14 protein-coding genes and 1 riboswitch are annotated in these 21564 nt (G+C 68.3%); of the genes, 10 read left to right on the top strand and 4 right to left on the bottom strand.

What is annotated here, in order from left to right:
- Nucleotides 1-18: 18 nt before the first annotated feature.
- Nucleotides 19-714, bottom strand: coding sequence for an SDR family NAD(P)-dependent oxidoreductase (locus ACFYO1_RS14730; RefSeq protein WP_387230728.1), 696 nt, complete (start codon nt 712-714; stop codon nt 19-21).
- A 91-nt stretch (nt 715-805) separates the two neighbouring features.
- On the opposite strand from ACFYO1_RS14730, the gene ACFYO1_RS14725 reads away from it, so the two are divergent.
- Together ACFYO1_RS14725 and mgrA are read left to right on the top strand one after the other, a co-directional pair.
- The gene (locus ACFYO1_RS14725) at nt 806-1405 is read left to right on the top strand and encodes a TetR/AcrR family transcriptional regulator (RefSeq protein ID WP_387230726.1); all 600 of its coding nucleotides are present in this window, start codon (nt 806-808) and stop codon (nt 1403-1405) included.
- A gap of 40 nt (nt 1406-1445) precedes the next feature.
- Nucleotides 1446-2489: an L-glyceraldehyde 3-phosphate reductase gene (mgrA, locus tag ACFYO1_RS14720; protein ID WP_387230724.1), complete on the top strand. Its 1044-nt coding sequence runs from the start codon at nt 1446-1448 to the stop codon at nt 2487-2489.
- Between the two features lie 16 nt (nt 2490-2505).
- On the opposite strand, the gene ACFYO1_RS14715 is transcribed toward mgrA, so the two are convergent.
- Entirely contained in the window at nt 2506-3687 is a 1182-nt protein-coding gene (locus tag ACFYO1_RS14715; protein WP_387230722.1) for an acyl-CoA dehydrogenase family protein, read from the bottom strand.
- A 120-nt stretch (nt 3688-3807) separates the two neighbouring features.
- Here ACFYO1_RS14715 and ACFYO1_RS14710 point away from each other — a divergent pair, with 120 nt between their 5' ends.
- The 6 genes from ACFYO1_RS14710 to ACFYO1_RS14685 all read left to right on the top strand — a co-directional run bounded on the left by ACFYO1_RS14710 (nt 3808) and on the right by ACFYO1_RS14685 (nt 9696).
- Nucleotides 3808-4410, top strand: coding sequence for a hypothetical protein (locus tag ACFYO1_RS14710; RefSeq protein ID WP_387230720.1), 603 nt, complete (start codon nt 3808-3810; stop codon nt 4408-4410).
- Between the two features lie 89 nt (nt 4411-4499).
- A riboswitch (SAM riboswitch) is annotated at nt 4500-4618 on the top strand.
- Nucleotides 4595-5227: a tRNA-dependent cyclodipeptide synthase gene (locus tag ACFYO1_RS14705; RefSeq protein ID WP_387230718.1), complete on the top strand. Its 633-nt coding sequence runs from the start codon at nt 4595-4597 to the stop codon at nt 5225-5227. Its footprint overlaps the riboswitch before it by 24 nt.
- Entirely contained in the window at nt 5224-6660 is a 1437-nt protein-coding gene (locus tag ACFYO1_RS14700; protein ID WP_387230716.1) for an MFS transporter, read from the top strand. Before ACFYO1_RS14705 ends, ACFYO1_RS14700 begins: the two co-directional genes overlap by 4 nt.
- Before the next feature lie 185 nt (nt 6661-6845).
- Complete coding sequence (locus tag ACFYO1_RS14695; protein ID WP_387230714.1) at nt 6846-8387, top strand: sugar porter family MFS transporter; 1542 nt, start codon at nt 6846-6848, stop codon at nt 8385-8387.
- 28 nt (nt 8388-8415) lie between these two features.
- Nucleotides 8416-8862, top strand: a complete 447-nt coding sequence (locus ACFYO1_RS14690; protein WP_387230712.1) for an ASCH domain-containing protein — start codon at nt 8416-8418, stop codon at nt 8860-8862.
- Between the two features lie 522 nt (nt 8863-9384).
- A complete protein-coding gene (locus ACFYO1_RS14685; protein WP_387230710.1) occupies nt 9385-9696 on the top strand; it encodes a hypothetical protein in 312 nt (103 codons plus the stop codon).
- Here ACFYO1_RS14685 and ACFYO1_RS14680 read toward each other — a convergent pair.
- Nucleotides 9683-10852 (bottom strand): CaiB/BaiF CoA transferase family protein, encoded by a 1170-nt coding sequence (locus ACFYO1_RS14680; protein ID WP_387230708.1) that lies wholly within the window; start codon nt 10850-10852, stop codon nt 9683-9685. The genes ACFYO1_RS14685 and ACFYO1_RS14680 overlap by 14 nt on opposite strands.
- A gap of 86 nt (nt 10853-10938) precedes the next feature.
- Between ACFYO1_RS14680 and ACFYO1_RS14675 the strand changes: the two genes are divergently transcribed.
- On the top strand, nt 10939-12966 hold the full coding sequence (locus ACFYO1_RS14675) for a hypothetical protein (protein ID WP_387230706.1): 2028 nt from the start codon (nt 10939-10941) through the stop codon (nt 12964-12966).
- Here ACFYO1_RS14675 and ACFYO1_RS14670 read toward each other — a convergent pair.
- Complete coding sequence (locus tag ACFYO1_RS14670; protein WP_387230704.1) at nt 12950-14200, bottom strand: cytochrome P450; 1251 nt, start codon at nt 14198-14200, stop codon at nt 12950-12952. The genes ACFYO1_RS14675 and ACFYO1_RS14670 overlap by 17 nt on opposite strands.
- Nucleotides 14201-14693: 493 nt before the next feature.
- On the opposite strand from ACFYO1_RS14670, the gene ACFYO1_RS14665 reads away from it, so the two are divergent.
- On the top strand, nt 14694-21563 hold the full coding sequence (locus ACFYO1_RS14665; RefSeq protein WP_387230702.1) for an amino acid adenylation domain-containing protein: 6870 nt from the start codon (nt 14694-14696) through the stop codon (nt 21561-21563).
- The last annotated feature ends 1 nt before the right edge of the window (nt 21564 follow it).

Genomic DNA, 21564 nt, shown 5'->3' with positions numbered 1-21564 from the left:
CCCAGCTCAATACTGCCGCTACCACGGGACGGTCTCGCCGTGCTGATCCAGGAATTGCAGGCCGGGCGCACCCGCCTGTGCCACCAAAACGTCGACGACGGCGGGGATGCTCTCCTTCGGATCGAGCGGGGCGCCGGGTCCACCGAGCCGAGTCCGGTTGTGGCCGGGGTCGATGAGCAGCTTGGTGTGCCCGTCGCCGGCATTGCGCGTGGCGTAACTGCGCATCAGCTGGTTGAGTGCGGCCTTGCTGGCTTTGTAGAGCTCGTAACCGTCCTCGGTGTTCCGCGAAATGCTGCCCTGCTCGGAGGACATGACCGCGACGGTACCGCCGGGCGCGACGAGATCGCGCAGCGCCTCGACGGTGCGCAGCGGGCTCAGCGCGTTGGTGATCATCACCTCGGTGAACATCTCGGTCGGCACCTCGCCGATCGGCAGGTCACCGCGATCGATGGCGGCGTTGACGAAGAGCAGGTCGAGTCGCGTACCGGTCAGACGGGTACGCAGCGCGGCCAGCTCCTCCTCGCTGGTCATCTCCAGCGATTCCACCCGCAACCGCCCGTTCGAGGCCTGCGCGGTCGCCTGCAGCTCGCCGCCGCCCTGGCGCGTGGTGGCGATGACCTGCCAACCGCGTCCGGCGAGCTCGGTGGCGAGAACGAGCCCGAGCCCACGGGAGGCCCCGATCACGAGGGCTTGGCGATTCGACGTATCGGACACGAAAACTCCTTCTAACTGCGGATACAAAATCTAGACTAGACGTTGCGTCTAGACTAACTCACAACGGTCGCCGGTGGGTATTGTGTTTCGCATGCCAGCCACGAGCACCCCGGCACCGCGACCGCGCTCCGGCCCTCGACGCGACGAGGCCGCCCGCCTTGCGGTCCTGCACGCCGCGGACGACCTGCTCGCAGAGCAAGGCTTCAGCGCGCTGACCATCGAGGCCATCGCACGCCGGGCCGGCGTCGCCAAGCAGACCATCTACCGCTGGTGGCCGTCGAAGGTCGACATCCTGCTGGACACGATCATCGAGGACACCGGCAAGCACCTGCCCGTTCCGACGGAAACGCCGACGGCGGACAGCATCCGGGACTATCTGCGTGCCTTCGCGCGATTCCTCACCCGCGACCCCGCGGGCAAGGTCCTGCTCGCGCTCATCGCCCAGGCCCAGCATGATCCCGGTACCGCCAAGAGTTTTCACGAGCGCTACCTAGCGCCGCGCCGCGCCGCGGAACGCGAGCTGCTCGTGCGCGGTATCGACGCCGGTGCGATAGCACCCCGATTGAGCCCCGACGCCGCGCTCGACGCGCTCGTCGGACCGATCGTCTATCGCGCCCTGACCGGCGAACCCATCCCCCGCGCCCTGGTGGACACCCTCGTCGAGGACCTGCTCGCACCCCGCCCGAACTGACTGTCCGTACAACCGATTTCGCGAGGACGAGGAGGTCCGCATGACATACGTTCCGGAACCGACCAGGTATGACGGCGCCATGAGTTACCGCCGATCGGGCCGATCCGGTCTCGACCTGCCGCTGCTCTCGCTCGGCTTCTGGCACAACTTCGGCGACGATCGCCCCTACCTCGTGCAGCGCGATATCGCTTTGCGCGCTTTCGATCTCGGCATCACGCACTTCGACCTGGCGAACAACTACGGCCCGCCCTACGGTTCGGCGGAGATCAACGCCGGGCGCATCCTGCGCGAGGATCTCGCCGCGTATCGCGACGAACTCGTCATCTCCACCAAGGCCGGATGGGACATGTGGCCCGGTCCGTATGGACAGGGCGGCGGGTCCCGCAAGTATGTGCTCGCCTCCCTCGATCAGTCCCTCGGCCGGCTCGGACTCGACCACGTCGACATCTTCTACTCGCACCGGTTCGATCCGACGACTCCGCTGGAGGAAACCGCCGTCGCGTTGAATACCGCTGTCCGCCAAGGGAAAGCGCTATACGTCGGTATTTCGTCCTACACCGCGCAGGATTCGCTCACGATGGCGAAGCTGCTGCGCGAACTCGGTACGCCGCTGCTCATCCACCAGCCGTCCTATTCGATGCTCAACCGCTGGATCGAGACCGAGGGCCTGCTCGACGCCGCCGCCGAGGAAGGCTTCGGTGTCATCGGGTTCACCGCGCTCGCGCAGGGCCTGCTCACAGCCAAGTACCTCGACGGCATTCCGCCGGAATCGCGTGCCGCCCAAGACAAATCGTTCCAGAACGAGCTGCTCACCCCCGAGATGATCGATCGCCTGCGCAAGCTGAACGCACTGGCGGACAAGCGCGGACAGACACTGGCGCAACTGGCCCTGGCCTGGGCGCTGCGCGACGACCGGGTGACCTCGCTGGTCATCGGCGCGTCCACCACCGACCAGCTCGAGCAGAACGTCGCGGCGCTGGAAACCCGCGACTTCAGCGCCGATGAGCTGGCCGAGATCGACGCGCTGCTCGACGACGACGGCGAGGTCGATCTGTGGCGGGCGGCGCGGCAGGGCACGCTCTGAAAGGTGCTGCCCCGGCTCAGATCGTCGGGTTCACCACGTCCAGGCCGAGCGCGAGCCTGCCCGCGTGCTCGTGTTGGGTGTCGCGCAGATACAGATGCTGGGTGAGCACGGTGAGATCGCGCCAGAGCCGCTGGATCGGGCTCGATTCGTAGATCGAGCTCGCACCGGCGATGCGGAACAGGTCGTCGACGGCGGCGCGGCAGGTATCGGCGGCCCATACCGCTTGCTGGTGCAGCTCGCAACGGTCGGCCACCGCGAGCCGGCTCAGGTCCTCGCCGCGCAGCCGCCGGTCGACATAGGTATCGAACACCGCTCGCGTCGACTCGCGCGCGGCCCGGATAGCGGCCTGTGCCCGGCCGACCGTCCGCTGGATCACCGGATCCTCGGACGCGGGCTGGAATTTCGGCGGCCCGACCCGCGTCGGCAGCACGGCGAGCACCTCGTCGAGCGCGTGTTCGGCGGTGCCGATCGCGACCCCGGCGAACCCGGGCGCGAGCAGACTGAACAACGGGAGCCGATACTTCGCGTCCGCGAGCGAGCCGGGCGCGTAGAACGGAAAGGTCCGGCGCGCAGGCACATACACGTCGTCGAGCGCGAAACTCATCGAGCCCGTGCCGCGTAAGCCGGCCACGTGCCAGTCGTCGATGATGCTCACCTCCTCGGTGGGCACGACGACCGAGACGAGTTCGGGTGACCCATCGGCGCCCGCCTTCGGCGCGCCGTCCGCGTCGAGCACGACGGTGTTCGCCATAACCCAACCGGCATAACCGATTCCGCTGGCGAACGGCCACCGCCCGGTGACCCGGAACCCGCCATCGGTGGGCGTGCTCCGGCCATTCGGGCCGAAGACGAGCGACATCGGCCCGACCCCCTCGGCCAAGACCGCTTCGACACCGGCGGCAGGCAGTTTCGACGCCACGATGGCCGGCGCCGTCGCACAGATGAACAGACTCCATGCCGTGCTCGTGTCCGCGTAGGCGATCGCCCGCACGATCTCGAAGGCCTCGTCGAGCCCGATCAGACCGCTGCCACCGACGCCGGTCGGGGCGAACACGCCCCACAGACCCGTGGCCGCGATGGCATCGACCACGTCGGCCGGAAGATCACGGTCGTCCTCGGCCTTCTGGCTGTACTGCCGCGCGATGGGCGCGAGTTCGGTCACCGCACCGAGCGCGTCGTCCAGCGAACGGATGGCCATCGGCGAGCTCCTTCGTCGTCGGGCGCGGGCCGCGCCGGGCAGATGCTGGTCCAGCTTCGCCCCCGCTCGATCGAACGCGAAAGCCCTGTTTTCACTGAGCGGACCGAGGATTCTGGATCCGTGAAGATTTACGCCGATCGGGCTCCCGTCGCCGCCCGGCAAATGGTGACGGACCTCCTGGTGACGGCGTGGGTGTACGGCTCGATCAGGGCCGCGCTCTGGCTGCACGACCTGGTGCGGAAGCTCGCGGTTCCCGGGCAGAAGCTGGAGGGCGCGGGTGGCGGCCTCGCCGACAGCCTCGGTGACGTCGGCCGCAAGGTGGGCCGGGTTCCGGTGGTCGGCGACGACCTGACCTCACCGTTCGAGCGGGCCGCGGGCGCCGCCCGCTCGATGGCCGAGGCCGGACACGATCAGCAGGCGCTCACCAACGATCTGGCCATGGCCCTCGCGATCGGCCTGCTGATCGTCCCACTCGGGCTCGTCCTGTTCGTCTGGCTACCCCTGCGGCTGCGCTGGATCCGAAGAGCCGCCGCGGCGGTATCGCTGCGCACCGTGCGGGGCGGACAAGACCTGCTCGCCTTGCGCGCGCTCACCAATCAACCACTGCGCACACTCAATCGGATCGACACGGATGTGGTGGCCGCGTGGCGGCGCGGCGACGACGACACGGTCCGTGCACTGGCGGCGCTGGAACTGCGCGGACTGGGCTTGCGTGGCAGCTGAATTCACCCGCCACGCGGACGGACCGGGTACATAACTCAGCACGATTCAAAAGCGTGACAACGCTTCTGGCGTGCGGCACGCTCGAGTCAGGTCAAGAGTGCCAGCGTCAAGTCCCCGGCTAGCTGGCCGGCAACCCTCCAACCGCGGCGGGGTGCCCCGGGTCAAGACCAGGCCGAGCCGCGTGATGCGGCCCGGGCAAGCGCGGGCTCCACCGACACCTGGAGCCCGCTCGAGAGACGGGGGTGATCTGATCAACCGGTCGAACTTCGGCCGCTGCGCCATCGCGGTCGCGGACACCCTGCAACGCCACAACCTCAGCGGCGGAACCGATATCGATCGGCATGCGCGGGCGCGCATCGCCGGCGACCAGTGGATCGCCCGCAATATCGGTTACATTGACCAGATCAATTGCCCGACAAACATATTGCGCTGGGACTTCGCACTTTCCCATCCGCGCTACGGCGATCTGTACGACGCGATCGAGCAGGCCTACGAGACCGACGAACCGTATCGGCACGCCATCGACAGCACCATCGACCGGTTCATCGAGCGGCGGCTCTCGCGCGAACCGGAAGTCAATCAGGATCAGGTCAGGAAGTCTTGCCGCGCATATCTTTTGGAGGAATGCCCGATCATCATACCGCTGTGGGCGCACGAGGGTTTCGACTATGTGATCTACCCGCAGAAGATCTCCGCCGCGATGGGACGCACGCGGGAGCTGTTCGTCGAGCCGGAGCATCCGGACCGGGTCGCCTGGCTGCCGCTGCGGTTCAAGAAGCGCAAGTCGGCGCTGACTGCCGCGGAGGGCGGCCAGTGACCGCCGAGCTGCCCGCGCGGCGGCGGGCCATCGGGTTCACCGGACTGGCGGTGGCGTCGTTTCTCGGGTGCGTCGACCTGACCATCGTCACCACCGCGTTGCCCGCCATCGGCGCGGATCTGCGTGCGGGAGCGTCGAATACGGAGCTGACGCTCGGCGTCTTCCTGATGGCGTTGTCGATGTTCATGGTGACGGCCGGCCGGGTGGCCGATCGGCTCGGCCGGCGAAAGGTGTTGCTGTTCGGGCTCGGGCTGTTCGTGGTCGCGTCCGCGGGTGCGGCGGTGTCGTGGTCGATCGGGGTGCTGCTCGTCGCGCGGTTCGTCCAGGGCGCGGCCTGTGCCGTGCTGTACACGAGCACCTCGACCTTGGTGGAATCGCTTTTCCCACCGGGTGATCGAGGGAAGGCGATCGGCTGGTTGTATTCGGTGAACGGGCTCGGGCTGGCCATCGGTCCGGTGCTCGGCGGCCTGCTGGTGCCGAGCCTCGGCTGGCAGTCGATCTTCTGGATCAATATTCCACTCGGTGTCGCCGCCTTGATCGCGATCGCGGTCGCGGTCCCGCGGGTGGCGCCTGACCCCGGCGGCGGGACCGATTGGGCCGGGCAGGTCGTGGTCGCGTTCGCCGTGGTATCGGCGGTCGGCATCTTCGTGCTGGGCGACCTGCGTGGCTGGTTGTCGCCGTGGGTGCTGATCGCCGCGATCGTGCTGGTCACGGCCGTGGCGGCCGGAATTGCCGCCGAGCGGCGGGCGGCGAATCCGTTGATCGACCCCGCGCTGTTCGGCAATCGCCGGTTCGTCGCGGCGATCGTGTCGGATTTCTCGCTCGGTTTGTTCTATGCCGCTGCGCTGCTGGCGATTCCGACGTATCTGACGCAGGGCCGGGCCTTCGACGTGCGGCAGGCCGGATTCGTGCTGCTGCTCGTCAGCGGGACGCTCGCGCTCTCGTCGCCGGTCGCGGGCCGGTTCGTGGATCGGCTCGGCGCACAGTCGTTGCTGCCGTGGGGATTCGGGTTACTGGCCTTGGCGGGCGCCGGCCTGGCCTGGTCGACGTTCGGTGACCTGCCGGCGGTGCTCTTCGTCGCGCTGGTCCTGTTCGGTGGCGGCTGGGCCCTGGTACTCGGTCCCGCGACCGTGCTGGCGATCTCGACCGTGTCGCCGTCGCGGTCCGGCTTCGCGGTCGGCGCCTCGTGGACGTTCCACAATCTGGGCGGCGCGATCGGGGCGGCCGTGGCGACCGTCGTATTCGGGCATATCGACCTCGAGCGCGCGCAGGACGTCGGCGACGCGACCGGCCGGGTGGCCTCGATCATCGCGATCACCAGTCTGGTGGCCGCGATCGTCGTGGTCGTTTTGACCGGCGGACGCGGCGAAAAAGCGTCCGGCGGCCGGTCAGTGGCCGATCCGCCGGTCCCCGTCGAGGCGGGGACAACGTAGCTCACCGGAGTGCGGCGGTTCTCGTTTGCCGCGAGAACCGCCGCACCGCAATGGCTTCCCCACCACATCAGATAAAGCTCATAAATCCGATAAATTACGCATCCGGTCAAACGTGAAAGTAATTCTGTTCACAAACGAGACCGTTAAGTTTGCGCAGCGCGTTCCGGCACTATCCACTGGAGCGCATGCCCACCGAGAATACGACGATCACCAGGCGCCGGAGTTTCATTCCGCGGCTGCGCCGTCGCAACCTCGATGGGTACGAGCTGGTCGTCTCGGCCCCGGAAAAACCGACGGCCGACGAAAACCAGAGCGCCGACCGCAATGTCGTCATCGTGGCGCTGTTCGCGGCGCTCGGCGGCATGCTCTACGGCTACGACACCGGCATCATCTCCGGCGCACTGCCCAAGATGTCCGCGCAGTGGGGCATCGACCACACCCGCCAGGAGATCCTCACCGCCGCGATCCTGGCCGGCGCGGTGATCGGCGCGCTGGTCGGCGGTTCGCTGTCGAAGGCGCTTGGCCGCCGCAAGACCATCTTCATCATCGCCTGCGTCTTCGCCGTGGGCGTGCTGGCCTGCGCGCTCGCCGTCGACGCCTGGATGATGACCGGCTGCCGCTTCTTCCTCGGCCTCGCCGTCGGTGCCTGCTCGCAGATCGTGCCGACCTATATCGCCGAACTCGCGCCACCGCACCGCCGCGGCGCGATGGTCACCTTCTTCAACATCGCCATCGGCCTCGGCATCTTCCTGGCCAACCTGGTCAGCGTCGTCGCGGCCGGCGACGGCACCTTCGAGCCGAGCAACGACTGGCGCTGGATGATCGGCATCGCCGTCCTCCCCGCGCTCGTGCTCGCCGCCGCCATGCTGCAACTGCCGGAGACGCCGCGCTGGCTCATCGACAACGGCACGATCGGCAAGGCCAGGGTGGTGCTGCGCTGGATGCGCCCCAACCGTTCCGCCGCCGTCGACGAAACCCTGAAGATCTGGGCGATCTCGCAGCAGGAGCACAAGGATTCCCGCGGCGGCTGGGCCAACCTGACCCAGCGCTGGGCTCGGCCCGCGCTGGTCGCCGGCCTCGGCATCGCCGCCTTCACCCAGCTCTCCGGGCTGGAGATGATGATCTACTACTCACACACGATCCTCGGCAGCGCAGCCGGTTTCAGTACCGGACTGGTCGTCTGGTCCGGGCTCGGCATCGCCGCTGTCTACCTCGTCTTCACCGCGGTCGGCGAGCGCCTCGTCGACAAGGTCGGCCGCCGGCGCCTGATGCTGCTGCTGATCCCCGGCGCCACCACCTTCCTGTTCGGCTTCGGCCTGCTATTCGTCCTCACCGAACACCCCAACCGCTACCTCACCCTCGCCCTCATGCTCGCCTACATGGCCTGCAACGCCGCCGGCCTGCAAGCCGTCGGCTGGCTGCTCGGCTCCGAGCTCTACCCGCTCAGCATCCGCGACCGCGCCACCAGCCTGCACGCCGTCGCCCTCTGGGGCTCCAACCTCGTCCTCACCCTCACCGCCCTCAGCACCATCGACGCCCTCGGCCTGGGCTTCGCCTTCCTCCTCTACGCCCTCTTCAACCTCCTCTCCCTGATCTTCGTCTACTTCTTCGTCCCCGAAACAAAAGGCCACTCCCTCGAAGACATCGAACAATCCCTCCGCAACGGAACCTTCCTCCCCCTCCGCGGCAACATCAGCAGCACCGTAAACGCCTCCTCGTCGCAGTAACACACGCGCCCGGCCGTAAAGTTGCCGCGTGACAACAGACCCCGCCGCGTCCATCGACCCCGACGCACTGCCGAAAGCGGAGTTCGCGTTCCCCGGCGCGCTGCGGGATCAGCTCGTCGCCGCCATCCTCGACGGTTCGAAGACCGCCACGACTGGTGTGCTGGCCGACTACGAGCACTGCGGCGACGACCTACCGGAGGCCGGTTCATTTGCGGCAGTGGTCGATTCGGACGAACACCGAGTCGCGGTGATCGAGGTGACCGACGTGCGCCTCGCTCGGCTCGCGGAAGTCGACCTCGCCCACGCCATGGACGAGGGAGAGGGGTTCACCACCCTCGCCGAGTGGCGATCGGCCCACGAGAAGTACTGGCACAGCCCCGAAATGCGGCAAGCGATGGACGACGACACCTTCACCGTGGATGACACGACCGTCGTTGTGCTCCAACGCTTCCGCTTGGTCGCCGATCTGCGCTAGCGGTACGAGAATCGCGCCGTCAGTTCGGCTCTCCGGTCGACGAACCAGGTCGTGCCCGCGTCGCTGTTGCGGGGTGATCACGCCCGGAATATCGAGGGATCGAGCCAGGATAGTTTTGCCGGATGCCTCTTCGGCCATGGCATTTGGAGTTGACGGTAACTTGCTACGGGGCGCCGGTGTCTGGGCCGATCCTGCGGCGGGCGGTTGCCCGGCTGATCGCACCGGGCCGGCGTGGGTCGCGGCGACGGGCCGGCTCGTGGGTGAGCGGCCACGATGGCCACAAGGTTCAGGCGGCCCGGTGCTCCGCAGGCACCTGACATGTGTCACCATGATTCGCACGTGATCAGGTCGTGATCGACCGTGATATGCCAGTTAACGCCATCTGAACTCGATTTTGGAATTCGCCCTGTGGCTCGTGGAATGTCACCATGAGTTCTATGTTGGACGTGGGATCACCGGAGGTCTATCCGCCTCGGATTTTCCCTTCTGTCGAATTAGACGATGCTGCCCGGAGGAATTCGCATGGCGCTCTTTGTCACCGAATGGTCGATCACCAGTGATGCCAGTCCGGAATGCGCGTCGCGCATGAGTCATCGAGGGCGGCCGGCGTGGCGGTTGAGCTGGCTGCCGGACCGGGCCCTGACCCTCGAACAGGCCAGGGCCGGAATGGAACTCGACGAGCTGCTGAGCGATCCGGAGAACGTGAACGACTACGCCGCCATGGCGCGGGCGGACGCCTGCGCGGCCACGCTCGGGATGCTGCGCGCGCACGTGGTGATCCTGCTGGCCCGGCGCATGGCGGCGCGGCTGCCGGTCGCGCTCAAAGCGAGCTGACTCCGCCGGGATCGGTGTCCAGCCAGGCGCGGATGCGATCGGTTCCCGAGCCCAGCTCGGGTGGCGCTTCGGTGTAACGAACCGGGTTGCGGGACAACGTGATCGGGTTGGCGACCAGCGGCGGCAACCCGGTGTCCGCCGGGATCCGCGGTTGCAGTCCGAGCCGGTCGGCCAGCGCGAACGCACCCGCCATGTCGTTCACCGGCCCGCAGGGCACGCCCAGCGGGGTGAGCAGCGCTTCCCACTCCGCGGCGGACCTGGTGACCAGGATGTCGCCGAGCTCGGCCGCCAGCACCTCGGCGTGCGCGACCCGCGTGGTGTTGTCGGCGAACCGCGGATCGCCGACCAGCCGCTCGGCCCCGATCGCCCGGCACAGCGTCCCGAACTGACCGTCGCTGCCGACCGCCAGCGCCAACGGCCGATCCGCGGCCGGGAACACCTCGTACGGGGCGATGGACGGATGCCGGTTGGCGAGCCTCGCCGGCACCACGCCGGCCAGCGCGTACGCCGCGCTCTGGTTCACCATTCCGGCCAGCAGGCTCGACAGCAGGTTCACCTCGACCAACTGCCCTTCCCCGGTCGCGTCCCGATGCCGAAGCGCCGCAAGCACTCCCACCGTCGCGTGCAGACCGGCGAGCACGTCGACCACCGCGACCCCGGTCTTCATCGGCTGGTCCTCCCCCGTGATGCTCATCAACCCGCCCGCCGCCTGAATGAGCAGATCGTAGCCGGGCAATTCGGCGCCCTTCCCCGCACCGAACGCCGACAACGAGCAATAGACGACGCGCGGATTCAGCTCGTGCGCTTCGGCATACGACAACCCGAACTTCGCCATCGTTCCCGGACGAAAGTTCTCCACCACAATGTCGGCCCGCCGCACCAACTCCCGCGCGTACCGCTGCCCTTCCGCGCTCCGCAGATCGAGAGAAACCGACGTCTTGTTCCGATTCACCGACTGAAAATAGGTCGCCTGCCCGCCCGCGAACGGCGGCCCCCACCCTCGCGTGTCGTCCCCCGCTCCCGGCCGCTCCACCTTGATGACCTCGGCACCCAGATCCGCCAGCATCATCGTCAGGTAGGGCGCGGCCAGAATCCGCCCGAAGTCCGCGACCACGATCCCGGCCAGCGCGCCCACCGCTCGTTTCTCCTCCGTCATACCGGACACTCCATCACGTGCCGGGTCGATCAGCGATAATTCGAGGTGGTCCCTGCTGAGTGCCGTGCGGTCGGAAGGGCTTGCCGATGTCGGTCCGCAAACGTCTCGTCCTGTGCGTCGTGCTGACGCTGGCCCTTGCCACCGGTTGCGCGGACCATCCGGGCGATACGACCTTTCGCTTCGACGTGACCGAAGGCTTGAATCAGAACCACCTCATCCGGGCCGACCGGACCGCCGCGCACCTGCTGCTGCGCTCCGGGCGCGATCCACGCCTCCTGGTGGCGTTCCCGGCCGGCAACAGCGGCACCGGGGTGTGGTTCGGGCGACTCCCGGAACCTGCGGAATGGTGGCTGGAGTCGGCACCGAAGGCTAAGGGCATCAAGGATTCTCGTGGACGGGCACTGGCCGGGATCGAGTTCGAGGCGTCGATCGCCGCACCCGGCCTTACGCCGAAGCAAGCCGTGCTGTCCAACGTCCGCGTCCTGCGCGACTACGACCAGTACGGCATCGTGCCCGCGGAGCTCGTCGCCGGCCCGGCCGCCACCGGAGGCGCGGTGACGTGGGCCAGGGACCGTCTGGACGGGGCGCCCGGGTACCAGCTGCGCCTGGACGTCCTCGACGGTGCGGTGACCTCGGCGGGCGCGATCACCGCGGGTCCCACCGGCCGGATCAAACTCCGGGTCACCGCCGCGACCGGCGACACCGCGCTGACACCGTTGTCCGGCGCCGCCCTGTTCAACGGCCGCGAGCGAAACCTGGTCAGCGCGAAGAACACCCTCACCTTCCTCAGCTACCGGGAGAAGTTCCTCGCCGGCTCCTGGCGGTTCGACACCTATTTCGGCCGGGACACCCTGATTTCGATGATGCTGCTGAAGCCGGTGCTCGCCCCCGCGGCGATCAAGGCGGGCATCCGTTCCGTGCTGACCCGCCTCGGGCCCCAGGGGCAGGTCGCCCACGAGGAGACCCTGTCGGAGTACGCGATCCTCACCCACCGGCGCGCGAACGGCACGGTGAGCGACGCGCCGATCTACGACTACAGCATGGTCGACGAAAACTATGTGCTGGCACCGGTTGTCGCCGCCCACCTGCTCGACGATCCGGCCGGGACCGAACGGGCTGCCGCGTATCTGCATGAGCCGCTGGCCAATTCCGCAACCGTGGGTCAAGCGCTGGTCCGCAACCTGAGGCTGGTCGTCTCGACGACAACGGCTTTCGCGCACGACCCGCGCTATCCGAACCTGATCGCCTTGCAGCCGGGGCATGACGCAGGGCAATGGCGCGACAGCGGCATAGGACTGGGCGGCGGACGTTATCCGTATGACGTCAACGCCATTCTGGCGCCGTCCGCACTGGAGGCGACGGCCCGGCTGCTCGATCACGGGGTCCTCGATCCGTTCCTCGAATCCGCGGACCGGACGGCGCTGTCCGAGGCGGCCGCGGCGGCGAAGACCTGGCGGGCCGAAGCCGGCCCATTGTTCGCGGTGACCCGCGATGTCGAACAGGCCAGGGCCGCAATCGATTCCTACGCTGCGAAGATCGGCGTGCCGGCGCAGGCGGCGCTGGCGGCACTCGGCCGGGATCCCGTCGTTTTCTCGGCGGTGGCGCTGGACGCCGACGGAATACCGATACCGATCGTGCACTCCGACGACGCGTTCGACCTGCTGTTCGGTTCTCCCCCACCGGAAATCCTGGACCAGCGGGTCGGCACACTGTTCCGCCCGTTCCCGCTCGGTCTGCTGACCGGTGCCGGACTGGTCGTCGCGAATCCGGTCTTCGCCGAGCCCGGCATGCAGGACCGGTTCACCACTCGCGACTATCACGGCACCGTCGTCTGGTCCTGGGTACAGGCCGCGCTGGCCAGCGGTCTCGAACGCCAACTCGGGCGCACCGATCTACCCCGGCCGGTGCGCGATCACCTGCTGACCGCGCAGCGCACCCTCTGGCAGGCGATCGACGCCGCTGCGCCCGTGGCGAACTCCGAGCTGTGGAGCTGGCGGTTCGAGGACGGCGACTATCGGATCGTGCCCTTCGGCGCCAGCGAAGGGGACGTGACCGAATCCAATGCGGCGCAACTGTGGAGCAGCGTGTACCTGGCAATCACGCCCCCGCGCTGACCGGCGCCTCCCCGTGCAACCGCACCGGCAGCGTGACCAGGCCGCGGATCAGCAGGCTGGGCTGCCAGGGCAACGGGTCGGTCTGCGCTGCCAGGGTGAGCTTCGGGAAGCGTTGCAGCAGCGCGGAAAACGCGATCTCCGCCTCCAGTCGCGCCAGTGGAGCGCCGACGCAGAAGTGGATGCCGTGCCCGAAGGCGAGGTGTCCGGCGGGGTCACCGGTCAAATCGAGCTGGTCGGGGTCGTGGAAGCGGGCGGGGTCGCGGTTCGCGGCGGCCAGCGAGACGTAGACGAACTCGCCCTCCGGAATTTCGACGTCGCCGACCTGCACGGGCGCCGAGGTGTAGCGCACGGTGGCCCAGTCGACCGGGCTGCCGTAGCGGAGGAACTCCTCCACCGCGGCGGGGATCCCGGCCGGATCCGCACGCAGCTCCTCGAACTGGGATTCGTTGTGCAGCAACGCATATGTGCCGTTGGCGATGAGGTTCACCGTGGTCTCGTGCCCCGCGATCAGCAGCAGGAACGCCATGGCGATTAGTTCGTCCTCGGTGAGCTCGTCACCGTCCTCGCGCGTCTGCGCCAGACCGGAGAGCAGATCCTCGCCGGGGTCGGTTCGCTTCGTCCGCACCAGCGCGGCCAGGTACTGCGCCATCTCGTCCGCGCAGAGCTGGCGGTCGGCAGGGTCGCCACCCACGCCGACCATCACCTTCGTCCACCGCTGGAAATCCTCGCGATCGCTGAACGGCACGCCGAGCAGCTCGCAGATCACGGTGACCGGCAGGGGCACCGCGAAGGCCTCCAGCAGGTCGACCTCGTCGTGCCCGGCCATCGCATCGAGCAATCCCGCGGTGATTTCCTCCAGGCGCGACCGCAGGGCCGCCACCCGGCGGGTGGTGAAGGCCTTGTTGATCATCTTGCGTAGTCGCGTGTGGTCGGGCGGATCGGTGTTGAGCATGTGACCGCTCACCGCGCTGATGGCCAGCCCATCCTGGTCTGCCGCCGGCATTTTCTTGCGGAACAGCTCGACGATGCCCGCCAGGCTCTTGTGCATGCGCGGGTCGGCGAGCACCGCCCGCGCCTCCGGGTAACCGATGACCACCCATTGCGGGATGCCACGCGCGAACTGAACCCGCAGCACCGGGCCGCGCTCGCGCCACCGCCGGTAGTACACCTGCGGATCGTCGAAGAAGTCCGCGCCCACCTGCTCGATCTGATCTTGTGCCTCGGTATCGGCCATGCCGCCCTCCCTGCATTTCGCGACCGGGACCGGTCGCGCCCACCCGTGAACCACCGGCGAGCGGCCCACGTCAACCACCGTACCGAACCGACCGCCCGAACTTCCTGCGTGACTGACGGATTGACCTCGATGCACGAGCAGTAGAACGCCGCCAATTGCAGGCCTGATGCACCCCAAACCCGCGGGCCGAGTTTCCGACAACACCAGTCCGCCAACCACCTTGCGGTTACACCTGACCGACGCAAGCGAGTACGTGGAGTGAACACGGTAGGACCATCGCATTCTGTTGCACTGCTTCGTTTTTCATCGGCGTCGGCTCGCGCGACCGAGCCCATAATCCCTGGATAATCGACATTGATCCCACCCCGCCCGCACTCTGGCCTTTCCGGAAACAGCCGTCATAAAATCATCATCAGGCGTTTCCGACCTCCCATTCACCGACGGTCAGCGCCATAACATTCGCCCCGGAGTTCGACCGAGGCGAGGAGATCCGGTGAGTGCTGCCGGTGAGGCATTCCGATCCGATGTGAATGACGGGATGTGGGAGTCCTTTGTCGATCAGGTGAGCAGGCAGCCGGGAGCGGCGGCACTCATCGATGGCGACGGCACGCTGACCTATGCCGAACTGGCCGATCTGGTCATCGATTTTGCGGAGTGCTTGCGCTGCAACGGTGTTCGGGCCGGCGACGTGGTGGGCATTCAGCTGCCGCGCGGTCGTGCGGCAGTGGTCGCCATCCTGGGCACGCTGTGGGCGAGGGCGGCATATGTGCCGCTCGATCCGGCGTATCCGGCGGCGCGGCTGGCGGCGATGATCGAGGATGCCCGGCCGGCCGCGCTGGTCACCGCGGACGGAGTCGTCGCCATGGCGGGTGGCGTGCCACGGGCGGGCGCGGCCTACGTGATCTTCACGTCGGGGACGACCGGGCGGCCGAAGGGGGTACTGGTTTCGCGGCGGGCGCTCGCGGGGTTCTGTGCGGCCGCGGTCGATCGGTATGGGCTCGACGCCGACGATCGGGTGTTGCAGTTCGCGTCGCTGAGTTTCGACGCGAGTGTCGAGGAGCTGTTCCCGGCGCTGAGTTGTGGTGCGGCGGTAACGCTTCGGGACGAGGACATGATCAGTCGTCCCGATCTGTTTCTCGACCGGTGCGCGGCGCTCGGGGTGACCGTGCTCGACCTGCCGACGGCGTACTGGCACGAGCTGGTCGCCGCGCTCGATCGCGGCGAGGCCACGATGCCCGCGACGGTTCGGCTGACCATCATCGGTGGTGAGGCGGCGCGCCCCCATGCGGTGCGCCGGTGGCAGGCGGTAGTCGGGGGCGGGACGCGGCTGCTCAACACCTACGGCCCGACGGAAACCACAGTCGTCGCGACCGTCGCGGACCTCACCTACTGGGCCGGCGACGCGGTGCCGATCGGGACGCCGCTGGCCGGGGTGACCTGCCGGGTGGTCGACGCCGAAGGCGACCCGGCATCGATCGGTGAACTGCTGATCGGCGGACGCATGGTCGCCGACGGGTATCTGAATCGGCCCGAGCTGACCGCCGCACGGTTCCAGCCGGGACCCGACGGCACGGAGTACCGGACCGGCGATCGGGTTCGCTGGCACGACGGGCAGCTGGAATACCTCGGCCGGCTCGATGATCAGGTGAAGATTCGCGGGTTCCGGGTCGAGCCGGGCGATATCGAGGTGGCGCTGCGGGCGGTCCCAGGCATCTCCGATGCCGTCGTGGCGGTCACCGAACGGGCCGGGTCGCCCGTGCTGATCGGCCATGTCGTGACCGACGCCGGTACCGATCTCGAAGCCGTGCGAGTGGCACTGCGCGCGACTTTGCCCGGCTATCTTGTGCCCGCCGAACTCGTTGCGCACGTTCGGTTTCCGCTCACTGCGCAGGGCAAGATCGACCGCGCCGCACTGGTGTCGGCGGCGAAGCGCAGCAATGCGCCGTGGACGGGAACAACCGACGAGGCGAAGATCGCCGCGCTGTGGGAGTCGCTGCTCGGAGTTCCGATCGGCGGTCCGGACGACGACTTCCTCCTCCTCGGCGGTGATTCGCTCAGCGCGGTGCGCCTGTGCTCGGCGCTTCGTCACGAGTACGGCGTCGAACTCACGCTGCGTGAGTTGTACGCGGACCCAACGGTTGCGGCGATCGCGGACCGGCTGGCTCAGCGCGTCACCGTGGACGCAGGCCAGACAACCGGATTGCCGGAGAACGTGCCGTTGCCGCTGAACCCCCTGCAACGCGACTTCTGGGTCGCCGAGCAGGTGTGCGCCGAGCTGCCCGCGCACACCCTCGGCATCCGGTATCGATGGAACGAGCCCGTCGACGCGACGGCCCTCGCCCGCGCGCTGGCCCAACTCGCCCGCCGACATCCGATGCTCAGATCCCGCTTCCCCGATGATGGTGCGGAACCGAGCATGGTGATCGATCCGGACGGGACCATCCCGCTGATCGAATCCGCCCCGGGCCCCATCGATCTGCGGCACGGGCCGATCGCACGCGCGTTCCTGGTCTGCGCGGACGAGCTGGTGCTCGTCGTGCACCATCTCGCGTTCGATGGCTGGTCGGCGGGCATCGTCGGCGACGAGCTCGCACAGCTGTATCGAACCGCCGCAGCCGGCGACTCACCGCCTGCGCCGGCACCTGTGCCGGACCTGGCCGCCCGAGCCGCCGCCGCGAAGTCCGATCCGTCGCTGACCGCCTACTGGCAAGCACGTTTCGACGAGGCGGACCTCGAGATGGAACTGCCCGCCGACCGTCCACGCCCGACGGCTCGAACTTTCGCTGCGGCACGGGTTTCCACCCGCGTCGACCCGGAGTTGCTCGACCGACTGCGAACCTACGCGCAGAGCCGGCGCGCAACCCTGTTCATGGCGCTGCTGGCAAGTTTGCAGACAGTGCTGTCCCGCTACACGCGCCGAACCGACCTCACCATCCTGGCTCCCGTCGCCTGCCGCACCGGGAGCGGTTCGGAGTCCCTGGTCGGTCCGCTGCTGAACATCGTGCCGATTCGCGGCAACGTCGCCGGCGATCCGTCGTTCGCCGAACTGCTCGACCGCGTCCGGGACGCGGTGCTGCTCGATCTGGAGCATCAAGACCTCGCCTTGCCGGATCTGGTCGACGCCCTTGCCCGTCCGGGCAGCGGGAACCGGAATCGGCTCAGCCCGGTCATGCTGACCGTGCACAACACCCCGGAGCCCGGCGATCACACCGTGCGATACGCGGGCGAACTGGCACCCGCCGCGACCATGGTGGATCTCGCTGTCGGACTGGATTTCCCGGCCGACGGGGCGGTGCTGAGCATCGATTACGCGACCGAACTCTTCGACGCCGCACGGATCGAGGCCCTGCTCGGCCACCTGCTGACCGTGCTGAGCGCCGCCGTCACCGAGCCGCTCACCCCGGTCACCCGGCTGCCCTTGCTCACCGCGGCCGAGCGGCAGCGGATCGTGCACGAATGGAACGACAGCGCCCGCCCCCAGATCGAGGCGACGACCATTCACCAGCTGTTCGAGCGTTGCGCCGCAACGACTCCGGACGCGCCGGCACTCACCTTCCGTGGCAGCACGATCAGCTACGGCGAGCTGAACCAGCGGGCCAACCGGCTCGCCCGGCGCCTGTGCGCCGAGGGTGTCGCGCCGCGCGAGCGGGTGGCGATCTGTCTCGATCGTGGCGTCGATCTGTTCACGGCGATGTGGGCGGTGCTCAAAGCCGGTGCGGCGTATGTTCCGCTCGATCCGGCGTATCCGCGCGACCGGCTCGACTACATGCTCGCCGACTGCGGCGCGCGGCTGGTCATCGATGCCGAATACCTGGCCGGCGAAACACCCTTGGACGGCACCGATCTCCCACCGCGCAACACTGCGAACGACCCGGCCTACCTGATCTACACCTCCGGCTCGACCGGCAAACCGAAAGGTGTCGTGGTGAACCACGGCAACCTGGTGCACGCGGTCGGGATGTGGCGGCACGCCTACGAGCTGCGTCCGGAGTGGACCTATCAGCAGGCGGCGAGCTTCTCGTTCGACATGTTCGTCGGGGAGACGCTGCGCGCGTTGACCACCGGCGGGCGACTGGTGATCGTGCCGCGGGAGACGCTGCTCGATCCGGCCGAGCTGTACGAGCTGATGCGATCCGAGAGGGTGCAGTGCACCGAGCTGGTCCCCGCGGTGCTGCGCGCGCTGCTCACCCACGTCGAGCAGACCGGGCAGCGGCTGGATTTCGTGCGCGTGCTGATCGGCGGCGGGGACGAGTGGCGGGTTCGGGAGTACGAACTGGCCCGCCGGTTGGTCGGGCCGGGGAACTCGGTGGTGAACGCGTACGGCGTCACCGAGGTCAGCGTCGACAACGTGTGGTTCGACGGGTCCGTCGAGCACCTGCCCGGCAACGCGCCGCTGCCGATCGGAATACCGTTCGCGAACAACCGGGTCTACGTTCTCGACGAGCTCCGCCAACCGGTGCCGGCGGGAATCGTAGGCGAGCTGTATCTCGGTGGCGCCGGCGTGGCGCCCGGGTATCACGAGCGACCCGAGTTGACCGCCGAGCGGTTCGTCCCCGATCCGTTCGTGCCGGGGGCGCGGATGTATCGCACCGGCGACGCCGCGCGCTGGCGGCACGACGGGCTGGTCGATTTCCTCGGCCGGCTCGACGGGCAGGTGAAGGTCAACGGTTACCGGGTCGAAATCGGTGAGATCGAAGCGGTGCTCGGTGCCTTGCCCGAGGTGGTGGCATGCGCGGTGAGCCTGAACGCGCCGCCGTCCGGACTGGCCCGGTTGATCGGTTACGTCGTCACCCGGGACGGCGCGGACGCCGACGAGGCCGCGATTCGCGAGGCCCTCGCCGCCGAGCTGCCCGCGCACATGGTGCCCGCCCGGGTGCTCGTGCTCGAGGCGCTACCGCTGACGCCGAACGCGAAACTCGATCGCCCCCGGCTGCCCGCGCCGCCCGACGACCTCGGGTCGAATACCGGTCCGACGCCGCGCACCCCGTCCGAGAAGCACATCGCGGCAGTGTGGAGCGAGGTGCTCGGTGTCGGCGAATTCGGCATCGACGACACGTTTTTCGCGCTCGGCGGTGATTCGTTCGCGGCGCTGAAGGTGATCCGGCGGATCGAGCCGGCGCCGGCGCTGGTCGAGCTGTATCAATATCCGACGGTCCGGCGGCTGGCCGCGTTGCTCGATGAGCGCTCCCCCGGCGTGGCCGTCGAGCGTCGCATGTTGCACCGGCTCAGCGACTCCGACGCCGCGGTCGACGGCGTGACCGTGGTCGCGGTGCCGTACTCCGGCGGCAGTGCCGTCGCCTATCAGCCGCTGGCAGAGGCGCTTCCGGCGCACTGGGCGTTGTACGCGGTGGAACTGCCCGGTCACGATCGCGCCCGGCCGGATGAGCAGTTGCTGCCCGCCGCGGTTGTCGCCGAGCTGATCTCGGCCGAGTTGCCGGCGATCGCCGGGCCGATCCTGTTGTACGGGCACTGTCTCGGCGTCGCGGCCACGGTAGAGCTGGCCCGGCAAGCGGAGGCCGCGGGGATCGATCTGGTCGGCGTGGCGCTCGGCGCGGGCTTCCCGACCGCGCGCTTGCCCGGCCGGTTCTTCGACTGGTTCTACCGGCTGGTGCCGACCGACCGCTTCACCTCCGACCGCGAATACCTGACGTATCTGCGTGGTCGCGGCGGCTTCACCGATATCGATGACGCGCAGCAGCAGGCGTTCGTGCTGCGCAACGTCCGTCATGACGCCCGGGACGCCGAGGAGTACTTCACCGCCGCCTACACCGATCCGCAGCCCCCGCTGCGCACACCGGTGCTCGCCGTCGTCGGCGCGAAAGACCGGGTCACCGAGCATTATGTGGAGCGCCATCACGAGTGGCGGCATTTCAGCGACGGCCCGCTCGGGCTGGCCGTGCTGCCACGAGCCGGGCACTTCTTCGTGAAGAGTCACGCCGAGCCGCTCGCCGAGGCGCTGGTCGATTTCGCCGAGCGCGACGCTGAACCCGTTGCGCCGGTGTCAGTTCCAGAGGCCGGTCCCCCACCGAGCCTGTCCCGCTTCGCGCTCGTCGCGCTCGGTCAGTTCATCTCCATGGTCGGTAGCGGACTCAGCGCGCTGGTGCTCAGCATCTGGGTCTTCCAGCAGACCGGATCGATCACCGACTTCGCGGTCGTCAATGCGATCGGGCTCTTGCCGGGCATTCTCGCGAGTCCGGTCGCGGGCGCGGCCGCGGACCGCTGGGATCGTCGCCGGGTGATGTTGATCAGCGACGGCGCGGCCGCGCTGGCGATGGGTGTCCTTGCGGCCCTTGTGTTTACCGGCGGACTCCAGCTGTGGCAGATCTATCTGGCGGTCACGGTGACCTCGATCGCCGGGGCGTTCCAGCGGCCTGCCTATCTCGCCGCCGTCGCGCAGCTCGTGCCCAAACGCTATCTCGGGCACGCGAACGGCATCAGCCAGCTCGGCGTCGGCGTGGGCCTGGTGTTCGCGCCGATGCTGGGGGCCGGGCTGATCGGGTTGATCGGCATCGCGGGCGTGATCCTGCTCGACATGCTGACTTTCACCGCCGGCGTGGTCACGCTGCTGCTGGTCCGGTTCCCGAACCTGATGTTCCACCGCCGGGAGGAGACCTTCCGCAGCGAGATCGTCAACGGCTGGCGCTACATCACCCGGCGCCCCGGAATGCGGGCCGCACTGCGCTTTTTCGTCATCGACCACGCGTTCTACACGCTCGGCTTCGCCGTCATCACCCCGATGCTGCTGATCGAACAGTCACCGGCCGTGCTCGGAATCGCCCTGGGCGCCGGTGGATTCGGCGGCTTGGCCGGCAGCCTCGTGATGGGCCTGTGGGGCGGCACGGTCCGGCGCACCAACGGGTTGATCATTTTCATGGGCATCGGCAGCCTCGGCATGACCGTGGTCGGGCTGGGCAGCTCCCCGGCCTTCGTCATCGCGGGCATGTTCCTGCTGACCTTCGGCGAATCGCTGGCCGAAGGGCACTGGATCGCCGTGGTGCAGACCAAGGTCGGGTTCGAACTCCAGGGCCGGGTGCTGTCCATCTTCATCACCGTGATGATGCTGACCATGCCGTTGGGCTACTTGCTGGTCGGTCCGCTCGCCGAACGACACGTGCGACCGCTGCTGGAACCCGGTGGGCCGCTCGCCTCGACCGTCGGGCACCTCATCGGGGTCGGCCCGGGCCGCGGGCTCGCGCTGCTCGTCGTCGCCAGCGGCCTACTGCAACTCGCCTGGGCCGCGCGCGGCTGGCTCGACACCCGCCTGCGCCTGCTCGAAGACCACCTCCCCGACGCCCTCCCGCCCGCCGAGATCGACTCGCGCGACGACCTGCAACGCCTTGCCGACGCTCAACTTCTCCGCTGAA

This window comes from Nocardia sp. NPDC006044 (assembly GCF_042871115.1).
GTDB lineage: Bacteria > Actinomycetota > Actinomycetes > Mycobacteriales > Mycobacteriaceae > Nocardia.
This window is presented reverse-complemented; position numbering and strand designations above follow the sequence as displayed.